At 72.5% G+C, this 15,762-nt stretch carries 14 protein-coding genes and 1 pseudogene; 10 read left to right on the forward strand and 5 right to left on the reverse strand.

Features of this window, described 5'->3' with window-relative positions; genetic code table 11:
- The first annotated feature begins 326 nt into the window (after window positions 1-326).
- The 4 genes from FHR37_RS06015 to FHR37_RS06030 all read left to right on the forward strand — a co-directional run bounded on the left by FHR37_RS06015 (window position 327) and on the right by FHR37_RS06030 (window position 6,828).
- Window positions 327-1,601: an MFS transporter gene (locus FHR37_RS06015; RefSeq protein ID WP_092883092.1), complete on the forward strand. Its 1,275-nt coding sequence runs from the start codon at window positions 327-329 to the stop codon at window positions 1,599-1,601.
- Window positions 1,602-1,612: 11 nt separating this feature from the next.
- On the forward strand, window positions 1,613-4,336 hold the full coding sequence (locus tag FHR37_RS06020) for an FtsK/SpoIIIE family DNA translocase (protein WP_175542470.1): 2,724 nt from the start codon (window positions 1,613-1,615) through the stop codon (window positions 4,334-4,336).
- Between the two features lie 549 nt (window positions 4,337-4,885).
- Window positions 4,886-5,743 (forward strand): NAD-dependent epimerase/dehydratase family protein, encoded by an 858-nt coding sequence (locus FHR37_RS06025; protein WP_175542469.1) that lies wholly within the window; start codon window positions 4,886-4,888, stop codon window positions 5,741-5,743.
- Between the two features lie 80 nt (window positions 5,744-5,823).
- On the forward strand, window positions 5,824-6,828 hold the full coding sequence (locus FHR37_RS06030) for a mannonate dehydratase (protein ID WP_092883090.1): 1,005 nt from the start codon (window positions 5,824-5,826) through the stop codon (window positions 6,826-6,828).
- On the opposite strand, the gene FHR37_RS06035 is transcribed toward FHR37_RS06030, so the two are convergent.
- Together FHR37_RS06035 and FHR37_RS06040 are read right to left on the reverse strand one after the other, a co-directional pair.
- Entirely contained in the window at window positions 6,795-7,118 is a 324-nt protein-coding gene (locus FHR37_RS06035) for a helix-turn-helix domain-containing protein (RefSeq protein ID WP_378079725.1), read from the reverse strand. The genes FHR37_RS06030 and FHR37_RS06035 overlap by 34 nt on opposite strands.
- On the reverse strand, window positions 7,115-7,783 hold the full coding sequence (locus FHR37_RS06040) for a DUF2975 domain-containing protein (RefSeq protein WP_092883089.1): 669 nt from the start codon (window positions 7,781-7,783) through the stop codon (window positions 7,115-7,117). Before FHR37_RS06040 ends, FHR37_RS06035 begins: the two co-directional genes overlap by 4 nt.
- A gap of 143 nt (window positions 7,784-7,926) precedes the next feature.
- On the opposite strand from FHR37_RS06040, the gene rimO reads away from it, so the two are divergent.
- From rimO to FHR37_RS06065, 5 genes and pseudogenes are all read left to right on the forward strand, one after another.
- Window positions 7,927-9,543 carry a 30S ribosomal protein S12 methylthiotransferase RimO gene (rimO, locus tag FHR37_RS06045; RefSeq protein WP_092883088.1) on the forward strand — a complete coding sequence of 539 codons (1,617 nt, stop codon included), beginning with the start codon at window positions 7,927-7,929 and terminating at the stop codon, window positions 9,541-9,543.
- 19 nt (window positions 9,544-9,562) lie between these two features.
- Window positions 9,563-10,138, forward strand: coding sequence for a CDP-diacylglycerol--glycerol-3-phosphate 3-phosphatidyltransferase (gene pgsA, locus FHR37_RS06050; RefSeq protein ID WP_092883229.1), 576 nt, complete (start codon window positions 9,563-9,565; stop codon window positions 10,136-10,138).
- A gap of 24 nt (window positions 10,139-10,162) precedes the next feature.
- The gene (locus tag FHR37_RS06055; protein WP_092883087.1) at window positions 10,163-10,762 is read left to right on the forward strand and encodes a CinA family protein; all 600 of its coding nucleotides are present in this window, start codon (window positions 10,163-10,165) and stop codon (window positions 10,760-10,762) included.
- 144 nt (window positions 10,763-10,906) lie between these two features.
- Window positions 10,907-11,140: pseudogene (locus tag FHR37_RS33585) on the forward strand (helix-turn-helix domain-containing protein); the annotation flags it as partial.
- A 149-nt stretch (window positions 11,141-11,289) separates the two neighbouring features.
- A complete protein-coding gene (locus FHR37_RS06065) occupies window positions 11,290-11,832 on the forward strand; it encodes a DinB family protein (RefSeq protein WP_092883085.1) in 543 nt (180 codons plus the stop codon).
- A gap of 81 nt (window positions 11,833-11,913) precedes the next feature.
- On the opposite strand, the gene FHR37_RS06070 is transcribed toward FHR37_RS06065, so the two are convergent.
- Together FHR37_RS06070 and FHR37_RS06075 are read right to left on the reverse strand one after the other, a co-directional pair.
- Entirely contained in the window at window positions 11,914-12,717 is an 804-nt protein-coding gene (locus FHR37_RS06070) for a DNA-formamidopyrimidine glycosylase family protein (RefSeq protein WP_092883084.1), read from the reverse strand.
- Window positions 12,710-13,408 carry a DUF459 domain-containing protein gene (locus FHR37_RS06075; RefSeq protein ID WP_175542468.1) on the reverse strand — a complete coding sequence of 233 codons (699 nt, stop codon included), beginning with the start codon at window positions 13,406-13,408 and terminating at the stop codon, window positions 12,710-12,712. Before FHR37_RS06075 ends, FHR37_RS06070 begins: the two co-directional genes overlap by 8 nt.
- Before the next feature lie 114 nt (window positions 13,409-13,522).
- On the opposite strand from FHR37_RS06075, the gene FHR37_RS06080 reads away from it, so the two are divergent.
- The gene (locus tag FHR37_RS06080) at window positions 13,523-14,119 is read left to right on the forward strand and encodes a nitroreductase family protein (protein ID WP_092883228.1); all 597 of its coding nucleotides are present in this window, start codon (window positions 13,523-13,525) and stop codon (window positions 14,117-14,119) included.
- An 89-nt stretch (window positions 14,120-14,208) separates the two neighbouring features.
- Here the strand turns inward: FHR37_RS06080 and glpK are convergent, their stop codons facing one another.
- Window positions 14,209-15,723: a glycerol kinase GlpK gene (gene glpK, locus FHR37_RS06085; protein ID WP_092883082.1), complete on the reverse strand. Its 1,515-nt coding sequence runs from the start codon at window positions 15,721-15,723 to the stop codon at window positions 14,209-14,211.
- Between the last annotated feature and the right edge of the window lie 39 nt (window positions 15,724-15,762).

Here is a 15,762-nt window from a genome sequence, read left to right on the forward strand (position 1 = left end):
CGGCCTGCCCGGGCGGTTCCGTCCGCGCGGAGATCCCATGAACCCCGTGGACACCCGCGGAAGCCCGGCCGAACGAGAGGACCCGCAGATGCGAGCCAGCACCCCGTCTCCGACCTCCGGTGCCGTGGCGAGGGGTACGTCGGCGCCCGTTCGCTGACCTACCGGCTCCGTCCTGACCGGCGGCGAGCCGACTCGCCGGCCGGCGCCCGACCGCGTTCCCGCGCTCCGCGTACGCCATCCGCGTTCGCGCGCGCCCGCGCCCCGTCGACCCACTCGACGCCGGAGGGCTGTTCGCCCTTCCCCTCCTCGCGTCCGGAGTTCCACGTATGCGCGCGTACCCCGTCTACCTCCTGATCCGCGGGCTCGGCTCCTTCGCCGGTGCCTGCGCGTTCACCCTCAACCTCGTCTACCAGATTCAGACCGTCGGCCTCGGTCCGCTCGAACTCGTCCTCGTGGGCACCGTGCTGGAGGTCACCTGCTTCCTCGCGCAGGTGCCGACCGGGGTGATCGCCGACCTCTACAGCCGCCGCCTCTCGGTGATCGCCGGCTACCTGCTGATCGGGGCGGGCACCCTCCTCGAGGGGCTCGTCCCCGCCTTCCTCGCCATCGTCGTCGGCAACGTCGTGTGGGGCATCGGCTCCACCTGCGTCGACGGCGCCGAGGAGGCATGGGTGAGCGGCGAGGTCGGTGAGGAACGGGCGCCGGGCGTGTTCACCCGGGGTGCCCAGGTCGGTCAGGTGGCCACCGTCGCGGGCATCGGCGCCGGCGTCCTGCTCGCCGGCGCCGGCCTGAACCTCCCGATCGTCGCCGGCGCCGCGGTGTGGCTGCTGCTGGGTGTGGTGCTGGTGTTCGTGATGCCCGAACGCTCCTTCGAGCCGGCGGCCCCCGCCGAGCGGGGGTCGTTCGCGGCGATGCGCGGGCAGTTCGTGGCCGGCGCCCGGGTGGTGCGCGGCCGCCCGGTCCTGGTGTGCCTGCTGGCGGCCGGGCTGTTCCTCGGCCTCGGCAGTGAGGGCTGGGACCGGCTGCAGCAGGCGCACTTCCTGCAGAGCCTGCGGTTCCCGTCGTTCGGTACGCCGGTGGTGTGGTTCGGCGTGTTCAGTGTGGTCGGCATGCTCGGCTCGGTCGCCGTCACCGAGGTCGTCCGGCGCCGGCTCGACCCGGCGCGGCCCGGGCGCCTCGGGACGATGCTCGTGGTCGCCCAGCTCGGCGTGGTCGCGGGGGTGCTGGTGTTCGCGGCGGCCGGTGAGTTCTGGCTCGCCGCGGCGGCGAGCGTGCTGGTGGGCCTGCTGCGGTCGGTGTGCCACCCGCTGGTCGCGAGCTGGCTGGTGGCGAACACCGAGCAGCGCACGAGGGCGACGGTGTTCTCCATGTCGGGTCAGGTGGACGCGGCCGGGCAGATCCTCGGCGGCCCGCCGGTCGGGATGGTCGGCGAGCGCCTCGGCATCCGCGCCGCGCTGGCGCTCACCGGTCTGCTCGTACTTCCCGCGGTCGGGTTGTACGCCCGTGCGGTGGCGCTGGGCCGGTCGCGGGGCGGGTCGGGCGGCGGGTCGGCGGGCCGGTCGCGGCGTGTGAGACGTGAGGGAGCCGACGTGATCCCGTAGGCTCGCTGACCATGGCCCGGACGTCTTCCCCCGTACGCCGGGGACAATCCCGCACGGCGGGCCCGGCACGTTCGGACACCCGCACCGGCACCCGCACGCGTTCGGCGTCCCCGGCGCCGGCGCGGTCGAACAGGTCCGGCGGGTCCGGGAAGAAGCCCCCGGCCAAGAAGGCTCCGGCGAAGAAGGCCCAGGCCAGACGCCCCGCGAAGGGGAAGAGTTCGGGGTCGGTCGGCAGCGTCCTCGGTTCCCTGCTGAGCGGGATCGTCCGGCTGGTCGCCGGCATCTGGCTCGGCATCGCCCACCTCTTCGGCGGCATCGTCCGGCGGATGGGGTCGAGCGCGCGCGAGCTGGATCCCGAGCTTCGCCGCGACGGCGTCGGCCTGGCGTTCGTGGGGCTGGCGATCGTGGTCGCGGCCGCGGTCTGGTGGCGGATGCCCAACGACGTCGGGCGGGCGGTCCGCGGTGTGGTCTCCGGCACCGTCGGCGTCCTCGACTGGTTCATCCCGATCCTGCTCGCACTGGTGGCCTGGCGGACGCTGCGCCACCCCGACCGCAACGGTCCCGGCGGGCGGCAGGCGATCGGGTGGGCGGCGATCCTGGGCGGCGTTCTCGGCCTGATCCACATCAAGGACGACCTGCCCCGCCCCACCAACGGCATCAGGAGCCTGGAGGACGCCGGCGGCGCCATCGGGTTCGTGATGTCGTCGGTGCCGGCCGACCTGCTCACCGTGTACGTCGCCGTTCCGCTGCTGATCCTGCTGACGCTGTTCGGCGTGGTCGTGGTGGGCGGCACGCCGTTGCACGCGCTGCCCGAGCGGTTCCGGGACCTCTGGAACCACCACATCCTCCGTAAGGACACCGGCGAGGACGCCGACGAGTCCGACGGCGAGACCGGCGCGAAGGGGGACCCGCCGACCCAGCCGCTGCGCAGGTCGCGGTCCCGCCGGCGGGTCGGTGCGTCCGCCAAGGGCGAGGACGGCGAGGACTCCGAGTTCGCCGGCGAGTCGCCGTACGACAGCCCGGTGCTCGAGGGCCGCGAGCTCGGCAGGCGCGGCAAGGGCGGCAAGGGCAAGTCCGCCGGCGACGGCAAGTCCGCCGGTGCCGACGGGGCCGCAACTGCGGGAGCCGGCGCGGCGGCCGCGGTCGCCGCGGCTGCCGGTGCCGCGGCGGCGAAGGACGACGCCGACGGCAAGCCCGCTGAGCCGCCGCCGCACAGCCCGCTGCCGCAGCGGGTGGAGCAGCTCGCCCTGTCCGGCGACGTGACGTACACCCTGCCGGCCAACGAAACGCTCGCGCCGGGTTCCGCCCACAAGGCGCGCACCAAGGCCTCCGACGGCATCGTCGACCGCCTGACCGAGGTGCTGGAGCAGTTCGAGATCGACGCCCAGGTGACCGGCTACACGCGCGGGCCGACGGTGACGAGGTACGAGGTCGAGCTCGGCCCCGCCGTCAAGGTGGAGAAGGTCACCGCGCTCAGCAAGAACATCGCCTATGCCGTGGCCAGCACCGACGTGCGGATCCTGTCGCCCATCCCGGGCAAGTCCGCGATCGGGGTGGAGATCCCCAACACCGACAAGGAGATCGTCAGCCTCGGCGACGTGCTCCGGTCCAACGTCGCGCGCGGCGACCACCACCCGATGGTGGCCGGGCTCGGCAAGGACGTCGAGGGCGGCTTCGTCGTCGCCAACCTGGCGAAGATGCCGCACCTGCTCGTCGCGGGCGCCACCGGATCCGGCAAGTCGGTCTTCATCAACTCGATGATCACCTCGATCCTGATGCGGTCCACCCCCGACGAGGTACGCGCGATCCTGGTCGACCCGAAGCGGGTGGAGCTCAGCGTCTACGAGGGCATCCCGCACCTCATCACCCCGATCATCACCAACCCGAAGAAGGCCGCCGAGGCCCTGCAGTGGGTGGTGTCGGAGATGGACCGCCGGTACGACGACCTGGCGGCCTTCGGGTTCCGGCACCTGGACGACTTCAACAAGGCCGTCCGCACCGGCAAGGTCACCCCGCCGCCGGGCAGCGAACGCGTCCTCGCGCCGTACCCCTATCTCCTCGTCATCGTCGACGAGCTGGCCGACCTGATGATGGTCGCCCCGCGCGACGTCGAGGACTCGGTCGTCCGCATCACCCAGCTGGCCCGGGCCGCCGGGATCCACCTGGTGCTGGCCACCCAGCGGCCGTCGGTCGACGTGGTGACCGGGCTGATCAAGGCCAACGTGCCGTCCCGGCTCGCCTTCGCGACGTCCAGCATGGCCGACAGCCGGGTCATCCTCGACCAGCCCGGCGCGGAGAAGCTGGTCGGGCAGGGTGACGGGCTGTTCCTGCCGATGGGTGCCAGCAAGCCGATAAGGATCCAGGGCGCGTGGGTCACCGAGAGCGAGATCCACAAGGTCGTCGAGCACTGCAAGACCCAGCTGCAGCCGACGTACCGCGAGGACGTCACCGCCGCGCCGGGCGCCAAGAAGGAACTCGACGACGACATCGGCGACGACATGGACCTCGTGGTGCAGGCCGCCGAGCTGATCGTGTCGACGCAGTTCGGCTCCACGTCGATGCTGCAGCGCAAGCTGCGGGTCGGGTTCGCCAAGGCCGGCCGGCTGATGGACATCCTGGAAAGCCGCGGCGTGGTCGGGCCCAGCGAGGGTTCGAAGGCGCGGGACGTCCTGGTGAAGCCGGACGACCTCGAGGGCTTCCTGATCATCCTGCGCGGCGACGCCGAGTCCGAGTAGGCCCCGGTCGCGCAGCCCCACGGATTCTTCCGCGGAAGAATGCCGTGGTCTGAGGGCGCGCCGCAGGCCCGGTCGCCGGTTCGTCGTACGGAGTCGCACCCTCGTCGTACGGAAGTGTGAAGACCTCGGGTGGCTCCAGCCACCGGAAGTCTTCACGCTCCGGTCGGGCCGGTCTGTCGGGGGCTGCAGTGTGAAGACCTCGGGTTGCTCTGACCACCGTGGGATTTCACGCTTCCGCCGGCCCCGCGGGCCGCGCCCAAGCGGTCGCCAGGCCGGCCGATTCTTCCGCGGAAGAATCCAGGGGTCGCACCCAGAGACCCAGGCAACTCGGCAGGGAGCGGCAGTCCGGCTGTCTCGCGCGTCGCCGGATTCCTCCGCGGAAAATCTCGCGGGTTCCTCCGCCGGCCCGCGTCCCTGCTCGCACGACGTGCCGATCCCGGCCGACCGGCGTGGGGCCCCGGCGTACCCCGCGGCGCCTGGGCCCGCGATCATGTCGCCAGGACGACCGACGAGAGTCGGTCAGGCAGCGAGATCGCGAGGAGTGGTGGCGTGCGCATTGCGGTGACCGGGGCGAACGGCCGGCTGGGCAGGGGAGTGGTGGCCGCCGCGCTCAAGGAGGGCCACGAGGTCGTCGCGCTGGACCGCGTCACCGGGCAACCGGCGGGCGAGCCGGACGTCCGGGCGCCGTTCGGGACGCTGGCGGTGCCCGTGCAGGAGGTCGACGTCACCCACTACGACAACCTGCTCGAACGCCTGACCGCCGCGGGGGCCGACACCCTGGTGCACCTCGCCGCGATCCCCGGACCGGGCGGCACGCCGGACCACCTCGTCCACGCCACGAACGTTCTCGGCAACTACCACGCGCTCCGCGCGGCGGTCGAGCTCGGCATCCGCCGCGTCGTGTGCGCCTCCAGCATCAACGCGATCGGCGGCATCTACAGCAGGCACGTCCGCTACGACTACCTGCCGGTCGACGAGGCGCACCCGACGTACGCCGAGGACGCCTACAGCCTGTCGAAGTGGCTGGGCGAGCAGCAGGCGGACGCGTTCGTACGCCGAGAGCCCGGCCTCACCGTCGCCAGCCTCCGCTTCCACGGCATCACCCCGCAGCCGCCGGCGCTGGAGCCGCGCGACGAGGAGCGGCTCGCCTTCGAGGCCAAGCACCTGTGGGGCTGGGTGGGGCTGGAGGCGGCGTCCCGGGCCTGCCTGCTCGGGCTGACCGCCGACTTCACCGGACACGAGGCGTTCTTCGTGGTCGCACCGACCACCACCAGCCCGCTGGACTCCGGCGAGCTTCGGCGCCGCTTCTACCCCGACGCGGAGGTCCGGACGGAGCTGTCCGGGCAGCAGGGTTTCTACGACTGTGGCAAGGCCGCGAGGGTGCTCGGCTGGTCCCACGACGGGTAGCTCGCCGGCGCGCGGGGACCAGCACCCATCACGAATCGCACGATCTGCCAGGACGCCGGCGTACGACCGGAAGGGTTGGCATGAAGCTCGCAGAAATGGTTCCGTCCGCGCCCGAGGCCGCACCGCTGGCCCGGCTCGTGGTCCAGGCCGGTGTCGGGTGGGCGGTCGGCGGACTGCCGCAGACCATCGGCGCGGACCGGCGCGGCACCGACGCGCCGTGGGACTACCTCCCGCTGCTGTCGATGAAGAAGAGGTACGAGAACGCCGGCCTGCGGCTGGCCGTCATCGAGGCCCGCCCGCCGCTGGACCGGGCCAAGCGCGGGCTGGACGGCCGCGACGCCGAGATCGACGCGGTGTGCACGCTGCTGACGAACATGGGCCGGCTCGGCATCCCGGTGTGGTGCTACGAGTGGATGAGCGACTTCAACTGGCTGCGTACCGACACCGCCGTACCCTCCCGCGGCGGCTCGCTGGTGAGCGGGTACGACCACGCGCTGATGCAGCAGGCGCCGCCGGTGGAGGCCGGGCCGATCAGCGAGGACGAGCTCTGGGAGAACCTCGAGTACTTCCTGCGCCGGGTCGTCCCGGTTGCCGAGGAGGCCGGCGTCAAGCTGGCCATGCACCCCGACGACCCGCCGATCTCACCGGTGCGCGGGGTGGGCCGGATCATGCGCAGCGTGGACAACTTCCAGCGGCTGCTCGACCTGGTGCCGAGCCCGGTGAACGGCATCACGCTGTGCCAGGGCAACTTCCGGCTGATGACCGACGACATCCCGGCCGCGATCCGGAAGTTCGGTGAGCAGGGGAAGATCTTCTTCGTCCACTTCCGCGACGTCCGCGGCACCGTCGAGAGCTTCGTGGAGACCTGGCACGACGACGGACCGACCGATCTGTACGAATGCCTGCGCACCTACCGCGAGGTGGGGTTCGACGGTCCGATGCGGCCCGACCACGTGCCGACGGTGGAGGGGGACAGCAACGTCAACCCCGGCTACTCGTTGTACGGACGGCTGTTCGCGCTCGGCTACATCCGCGGGCTGATGGAGGGCGTTCAGCGAGACGGCCGAGCCGCGCCGGTGCGCTGACCGGGCTTGTCGGGTACGACCCGGAACAGGTCGCCGGGCTGGCACTCGAGCGCGTCGCACAGGGCGGTGAGCGTGGAGAAGCGCACCGCCCTGGCCCGGTTGTTCTTCAGTACGGACAGGTTGACGACGGTGACGCCGACCCGCCGGGCGAGTTGGGTGACCGTCATGCCACGCCGGGCGAGGAGTTCGTCCAGCCGGCACTCGACCCGATGACCCTCGCCCGCGTCGCCGACTCCGTCGCCGTCTCCGGGACCGCCGCCGGGTCCGTCACCGCCGCGGGCCGCCCTCACACCAGCCCCTCCACGTCCCGGCTCATCTGCCGGCCTCGCCGGAACACCTCGGCGAGCACGAGCAACCCGGCAGCCACGAGCAGCGGGCTCACCGCGATGCCGATTCCGGGTGCGCTGACGACCAGTCCGGGCGGCAGGTTCAGGTCCGCGTAGGAGAGCAGCGCGGCGGAGGCGGCGCTCTCCAGCCACGGGCCCCCGATTCCGCAGACCAGAACGAGCAGGGCGAGGATCCGGAACCGCCGCGGGTTACGCGAGTCGAAGGGGTGGTCCTTCTGGACGCTGTCCAGGAACGCCCACAGGTAGAGCGCGCCGATCCCCAGGCAGAGCCACGTGAGTCCCGCCCGGCTGTCGCTGAGCACCCGGATCCACCACCACGGCACCGACCCCAGCTCCAGGGTGAAGGCGCCGTACTGCTCGTGCGCCCGCAGCCAGGTGCCGGCCGGCAGGTGCGGCAGTCGCGGAGCGGCGGCGGCCCCTTCCACCAGGACCGTGACGGTGGCGCCGGTGTGGGTGCCCTGGTTGATCGGGATGGCGACGCCGGCGATGAGCGCGGGGATCGACGCGACCCTGGCGAGGTAGGCGAGGACGGAGATCGTCCGGCGGGCGGTGGGACGTTGGTCCGGCTCGGTGCTTCTGGCACGGATGTCGCGAACGCGCTCGGTCATGCTGATCCCCCGTCGGACGCATCGATAATCGATAAGGTACGCCGGGAGCGAGCCCGCTGCCAGCCCCTGCGGGGGAGGCGGGACGGGCACCCGGGGGACGCCGGGATCGCCGGTCGAGCTCCCGTACGCGAGGATGGGCCGCGATGACTGCGCCTTCCCATGCCCACCCGACCGCCGACGTGGCCCCCGAAGCGACCACCACCGTGGCCGTCGTCACGCTCGGCTGCGCCCGCAACGAGGTCGACTCCGAGGAGCTCGCCGGCCGGCTGGCCGAGGGCGGCTTCACCCTCGTCGAGGACGCCGAGTCCGCCGATGCCGTTCTGGTCAACACCTGCGGCTTCATCGAGACCGCGAAGAAGGACTCGGTGGACCAGCTGCTCGGTGCCGCCGACCTGAAGTCCGACGGCGGCCGTACGCAGGCGGTGGTCGCCGTGGGCTGCCTGGCCGAACGCTACGGCGAGGAGCTGGCCCGGGAGCTGCCCGAGGCCGACGCGGTGCTGAGCTTCGACGACTACCCCGACATCGCCGACCGCGTACGCACGATCCTGACCGGCGCCCCGCACGTGCCGCACGCCCCGCGCGACCGGCGCAAGCTGCTGCCCATCTCACCCTCCGCGCGCGGTTCGGCCGCGGCGGACGCGACCGGCGCCGGCGGCGCGGTCGTTCCCGGCCACCGGGTGGTGACGTCGGGCTCGCCGGTGGCGGCGGCCGACCTGACGCCGGACCTGCCGGCCGGGATCGCGCCGGCGTCGGGTCCCCGCGTACACCGGCGGCGGCTCGGCGGGGGACCGGTCGCGCCGCTGAAGCTCGCGTCCGGTTGCGACCGGCGCTGTGCGTTCTGCGCGATCCCGCGGTTCCGCGGCGCGTTCATCTCCCGGCCCCCCGAGGACGTCATCGCCGAGGCGGAGTGGCTCGCCGGGCACGGCGTCCGCGAGCTGTTCCTGGTCAGCGAGAACTCCACTTCGTACGGCAAGGACCTCGGTGACCTGCGGCTGCTGGAGACCGGCCTGCTGCCCGCCCTGGCCGCCGTCGACGGGATCGAGCGGGTCCGGGTGTCCTACCTCCAGCCCGCCGAGATGCGTCCCGGCCTGGCCGAGGCGATGGCCACCCTGCCGGGCGTCGCGGCGTACTTCGACCTGTCGTTCCAGCACTCCAGCGCCACCGTCCTGCGACGGATGCGGCGGTTCGGCGACACCGAACGCTTCCTCGGCCTGATCGAGCAGATCCGCTCCGTCGCGCCCGAGGCCGGCATCCGCAGCAACGTCATCGTCGGCTTCCCCGGCGAGACCGAGGACGACGTCGAGGAGCTGTGCGGGTTCCTCGAGGCGGCCCGGCTGGACGTGGTGGGTGTGTTCGGCTACTCCGACGAGGACGGTACGGAGGCACTGGGCTACGACGGCAAGCTGGACGAGGACGAGATCGCCGCGCGGGCCGCCCGGGTCGGTGAGCTCGCCGAGGAACTCACCGCGCAGCGGGCCGAGGACCGGATCGGGGAGGTCGTCGACGTCCTGGTCGAGTCCGTCGAGCCGGCCGAGTCCGTCGAGTCCGTCGGGTCGAACGGCTCCGCCGGGTCCGCCGGGTCCGTCGAGCCGGCCGGGACGGTCGAGGGCCGGGGCGCGCACCAGGGGCCCGAGGTCGACGGCACAGTCCGGGTGTTCGGCGCGACCGGCGCCCGTGTGGGAGATTTCGTCCGTGCCCTGGTGGTGGACACCGAAGGCGTGGACCTCGTGGCGGAGGCCCTCCCGGGTGCGGGTCGTTGAGATCTCGGGGAGGCGTACGGTGACCGAAGTTCCGAAGGCCTCGCCCAGCGTGTGGAACGGCCCCAACGTCCTGACCGCGCTCCGCGTGGTGATGGTCCCGGTGTTCGGCTGGCTGCTGCTGCACGAGGACGGCGCCAATACGACCTACCGGTTCGCCGCGCTCGCGGTCTTCCTGCTCGCCGCCCTGACCGACCGGTTCGACGGCGAGCTCGCCCGGCGTTACAACCTCGTCACCGACTTCGGGAAGATCGCCGACCCGCTCGCCGACAAGGCGCTGATGGGCATGGCCCTGGTCGGGCTGTCCATCCTCGGCGAGCTGCCCTGGTGGGTGACGGTCGTGGTGCTCGTCCGCGAGGTGGGTATCACCCTGCTGCGGTTCCTGGTGATCCGGTCGCAGGTGATCGCGGCCAGCCGGGGCGGCAAGGCCAAGACCGTGCTGCAGACCGTGGCGATCGCGTTGTACCTGCTTCCGTACGGCGGTCCGGTGCACGTCGCGGCGGTGGTGGTGATGGCCGCGGCCGTGGTGGTCACGGTGGTCACCGGGGTGGACTACCTGTGGAAGGTGCTGCGGTCGCGCCGGTCGCGGTCCGCCTGACGTCGACGTCGAAGGGGGTGTCCGGTGGGGTCGGACAGCGGTGCCGGCACCGGAACGAGTGCTGCCAGGTCGGGTGAGGCCAGGTCGGGTGAGGCCAGGTCGGGTGAGGCCGGGGCGAACGGGGCGAACACGGCGTCGGCCGAGGACCTGGCCGGCCGGTGTCACGAACTCCTGCGCCGGCAGCACGCCACCGCCGCCACCGCCGAGTCGCTGACCGGCGGACTTCTGGGCGCCGCGTTCACCCACCAGGCCGGATCCTCAGCCACCTACCGCGGCGGCGTGGTGTCGTACGCCGTGGATCTGAAGACCACGCTGCTCGGCGTGGACGCGGACCGGCTGGCCGAACACGGACCGGTGCACCCGAGCACCGCCCGGGCGATGGCCGAGGGGGTCCGCGACCGGCTCGGCGCCACCTACGGCCTGTCCACCACCGGGGTCGCCGGGCCCGAGCCGCACGGCGACCAGCCGGTCGGCACGGTCGACGTGGCCTGCGCCGGACCTGGGGGTACGCGGGGTGAACGGCTGCGGCTCCGCGGTGACCGGGAGCAGATCCGCCGGTCCACGGTGACCGCCGCTCTGGAGCTCCTCCTGGACGTACTCCGGGCCACGCCGCGTACCAGCTGATCAATCCGTTCCGTGTCCTGGGCGTGCGGAGTCGTCACCGGGGTACGAAGGCGGGTACGGTGGGTTCAGCCCACTGCCGGATGTCCGGTGTCAGACCGTTCGACGCCGGATGCCACAACGAGGGGACACCGAGGGGAGCCACCAATGGTCCTGGTTCGTCACCTGCTGGGTGGCGTACTCCGCCGCCAGCGCCTACGCCGCGGGCTCACCCTCCGCGAGGTCTCCCTCGACGCCCGGGTGAGTCTGGGCTACATCTCCGAGATCGAACGCGGCCAGAAGGAAGCCTCCAGCGAGCTGCTGGCCGCGATCTGTACTGCCCTGGACGTTCCGCTGTCCGACGTGTTGCGTGAGGTCAGCGACGAGATCGACAAGGCGCAGACCCGCGTCCTCACCGCCGCGCCCCGCCAGCAGGTGATCCGCAAGGTCACCTCCAAGCGGATCGTCGCCAAGCGGATCGACGGGCCCCGACTGGACACCTCGAGGATCGAGCCGACCGACGCCCACCGTGACGTCGTCGTAGCCGCCTGATGGCAGCCGGTCCCGACGGGCCACCCAGCGACCAGGACCCTCCGCGCGAGGACCCTCCCCACGCCGCGGACGAACACGCCATGCTCGAGGCCTGGCTCTCCTTCCACCGCGCGACCGTCGCGGTGAAGTGCGCCGGGCTGACCCAGGCCGGCGCCCACAACGCCCCGGTGCCGACGTCACCGCTGATGACCGCGGCCGGCCTGGTGTCCCACCTTCGGTGGGTGGAGAGCTACTGGTTCGAGCGGGTGCTCCTCGGCGAGCCCGACGCGGCGCCGGTCGATCCCGGCGATCCCGACGCCGAGTGGCGCCCGCCCTACGACGTGCCGCTCGCCGACCTGCTCGCCGCGTACGACAAGCAGACCGCGAGGTCGCGGGAGATCGCCGCCGTGTTCTCCCTGGACCACCGCGCCGCCCCGCGCCGTCCTGGCGAGGAGGGCGTCACGCTTCGCTGGATCCTGCACCACCTGATCGAGGAGACGAGCCGGCACAACGGCCACCTCGACATCATCCGCGAGCTCACCGACGGGGTGACGGGGGAGTAGCGGCGGAAGCCGTACCGGCCGGTGGCGTGCCGGCGGGGACGGTGCCGGCCGGCGTCTCGTGCCGGGGATGTCGTACGGGCGTCAGCCGGGTTCGGTGCCCGCGGGATCCGGTTGGCAGTGCGGGCACCAGAACGTCACCCGCTCCTGTCCGGGCGGGCCGAGCTCGCCCCGCTTGATCCTGGTCCGGCACCGCCGGCAGGGTTCGCCGGCCCGGCCGTACACCCAGTGTTCGCGGCCTCTGCGCAGGTCGCCGGTGGTGGCCTGTTCGGGATGCTCGCGATTGACCCAGAGCATCTGCCGGGCCAGCCTGACCATCCGGGTGAGATCACCGGCCGCCGACACCGGCGCGGTCGGCGGCACCCCGCGCAGGAACAGCACCTCGGCGCGGTACATGTTGCCGATCCCGGCGAGGTTGCGCTGGTCCAGCAGTGCCTCGCCGATGGTGCGGTCGGGTTCCTCGGCGATCCGGCGGACCGCCTCGGCCTGGTCCCAGTCCGGGCCGAGCAGGTCCGGGCCGAGGTGGCCGACCAGCGTGTCCTCCCGGTCGGTGGTCACCAGGTCGACCCGGGCCAGGCTCCGGCCGACGGCGACCGCGCGGGCGTTGGCCAGCACCACCCGGACCGGCTCGCGGGGCCCCGGGAACGCCGTACCGGCCGGGAGCAACCGCCAGGAACCATCCATGCCCAGGTGGGTGTGCAACGTCAGGTCCGGCTCGATCCGGATCAGCAGGTGCTTGCCGCGGGCGAGCACCTCGGTCACCGTCCGGCCGGTGAGGTCGGCGGTGGCGTGCTGGGGCACGCGCAGGTCGGCGTGGGTCAGCTGCTGCCCGGCCAGCGCCACCGCCAGCCGCCGGGCCGTCAGCCAGACGGTGTCGCCCTCAGGCACCGGGCACCCCGCCCGCCTCGGGCTCCCTGGGCTCCTCGGGCTCCCTGGGCTCCTCGGGCTCCCTGGGCTCCTCGGGCACCGCCGCGGGGGAGTCCAGCCAGTCCCACCAGCCCGAGTCGAGGACCCGCCGGGCGAGGAGCTCGTAGCCCACGGCACGTGGGTGGGCTCCGTCGCCGGTGGACAGCTCGGCCCGCCACCGGGTGTCCTCGGCGAGCGACGGCGCGAGGGGTACGAACGGCACCCCGCGCCGGGCGGTGAGCTCCCGCATCAGGGCGGTCAGCGCCAGCAGTCGGGCGTTCCGGGAGTCGTCGGTCAGCGCGGGCGGGCCGACCACGAGCGTGGGCAGGCCCTGCCGCCGGGTCCACTCGAGCAGGTCGGCCAGCACGGCGAGGGTGCCGACGTCCGGCACCCGCTCGCCGCCGACGCCTTCGGCCGGCGCGGTGTCGTTGGTCCCGAAGGACAGCACGACACGGTTGTCGCAGCCGGCGGCCCTTCGCGCGACGATCTCGCCCGCGAACCTCGCCTGGATGTTGCGGGAGGTGTCCCGGCGTACGCCGAGGTTGTAGAACGTGAGGTCCCGGCCCCTGCGCAGCGTCTCCCGGGCGACCCGTCCCACCCAGCCGAGGCCCTCGGGATCGCCCACGCCGGCGGTGTAGGAGTCGCCGACGAAACAGATGCGCAGGTCGGTCATGGGCCGCATTCTTCCCGACAGCTCTCCGACGGCTCCCCACGGCGCTCCGGGCGGGTCCGAGCCGGGTCGAGGCTGGGTCCGGCCGGCACCGGTACGTGGGCCATGCTGACGGGCATGGACTTCGCAGACGTCGTACGCCGCCGCCGGATGGTGCGCAACTTCGACCCCCGCCCCGTGGACCCGGTCGTGGTCGAACGCGTCCTGGACAACGCGCTGCACGCCCCGTCCGCCGGCTTCAGCCAGGGCTGGGGGTTCCTGGTGCTGGACCAGCCGGCCGACGTCCAGCGCTTCTGGGCAGCGACCACGCCGGAGGGGGCCGGCGCCGACTCCTGGTCGCGGGGCCTGCGCCGGGCCCCGGTGCTGATCGTGCCGCTGTCGTGCAAGCGTGCCTATCTCGACCGGTACGCCGAACCCGACAAGGGCTGGACCGACCGGGACGAGTCGCGGTGGCCCGTGCCGTACTGGGACATCGACACCGGCATGGCGGCGCTGCTGATGCTTCTCACCGTCACCGACGAGGGGCTCGGCGCCTGCTTCTTCGGTATCCCGCCCGAGCGCATCCCGGCGTTCCGCCGTGAGTTCGGCGTACCGGAGGACCACCTCCCGATCGGCGTGGTCGCGCTCGGGCACCGGGCGCCGGACCGGCGTTCGCCGTCGCTGCGGCGCGGCCGTCGCGGCACGGACGAGGTGGTGCACCGCGGCCGGTGGTGACCGCGGCGCAACCCCGCCTTACCCGCGCCAACCCCGCCTTGCCGGATGTCAATTCCGTCTTGCCCGCGCCAACCTCGGGTTGACTCCGCTCAGTCCTCGTCGTCCACCCAGTCGAACGTCCGGGTGACCGCCTTCTTCCAGCGGGCGTAGTCGCGCTCGCGCACCTTCTCGTCCAGCTTCGGCGTCCAGCGCTTGCCCTCCTGCCAGTTGCGGCGCAGGTCGTCCTCGCCGGACCAGTACCCGACGGCCAGTCCGGCCGCGTACGCCGCACCGAGCGCGGTGGTCTCGGCCACCTGCGGGCGGACCACCGGCACGTCGAGGATGTCGGACTGGAACTGCATCAGCAGCTCGTTGACCACCATGCCGCCGTCGACCTTGAGCTCGGTCAGGGCGACGCCGGAGTCGGCGTTCATCGCGTCGACGACCTCGCGGGTCTGGTACGCCGTGGCCTCCAGCACCGCCCGGGCGATGTGCCCCTTGTTGACGTAGCGGGTCAGGCCGACCAGGGCGCCCCGGGCGTCGGAGCGCCAGTACGGCGCGAACAGACCGGAGAACGCCGGGACGAAGTACGCGCCGCCGTTGTCGTCCACCGAGCGGGCCAGCGTCTCGATCTCCTCCGCCTTGCCGATCAGGCCGAGGTTGTCCCGGATCCACTGCACCAGCGAGCCGGTGACCGCGATCGAACCCTCCAGCGCGTAGACGGGCGCGTTGTCGCCGATCTGGTAGCAGGCGGTGGTGATCAGGCCGTTCTCGCTCATCACGCGTTCGGTGCCGGTGTTGAGGAGCAGGAAGTTGCCGGTGCCGTAGGTGTTCTTCGCCGTGCCCACCTCGAAACAGACCTGGCCGAACGTGGCCGCCTGCTGGTCACCGAGGATGCCGGCGATCGGCACACCGGGCAGCGAGCCGCCGCGCCGGCCCTCGGCGTACACCTGCGACGACGGCCGGATCTCCGGCAGCATCGACATCGGGATGCCCATCTCCTCGGCGATGTTCTCGTCCCACCGCAGGCTCGCGATGTCCATCAGCATCGTCCGGGACGCGTTCGTCACGTCGGTGATGTGCAGGCCGCCGTCGGTGCCGCCGGTCATGTTCCACAGCAGCCAGCTGTCCATCGTGCCGAACATCAGCTCACCGCGCTCGGCGCGTTCGCGGACGCCCTCCACGTTGTCCAGGATCCAGCGCACCTTCGGTCCGGAGAAGTACGTCGCCAGCGGGAGGCCGGTGCGGTCGCGGTAGCGCTCGGCGCCGCCGCCGAGCGCGCCGAGCTGTTCACAGATCCGGTCGGTACGGGTGTCCTGCCACACGATCGCGTTGTAGACCGGCTTGCCCGTCGCCCGGTCCCACACCAGCGCCGTCTCCCGCTGGTTGGTGATGCCGACCGCGGCCACGTTGGTGGCGGTGAGGTCGGCGCCGGCCAGCGCACCGGCCACCGTCTGCCGGGTGTTGCGCCAGATCTCCTCCGCGTTGTGTTCGACCCAACCCGCGCGCGGGAAGATCTGTTCGTGCTCCAGTTGGTGCACGCTCACGACCTGACCCGCATGGTCGAAGATCATGCACCGGGTGCTGGTCGTTCCCTGGTCGATGGCTGCGACGTAGTCGGTCATGTGAGCTCCCACTGGGTTGGAAGGGTGCGGGGGTAGCGT

The organism is Actinopolymorpha cephalotaxi (genome assembly GCF_013408535.1).
Taxonomy (GTDB): Bacteria; Actinomycetota; Actinomycetes; order Propionibacteriales; family Actinopolymorphaceae; genus Actinopolymorpha; species Actinopolymorpha cephalotaxi.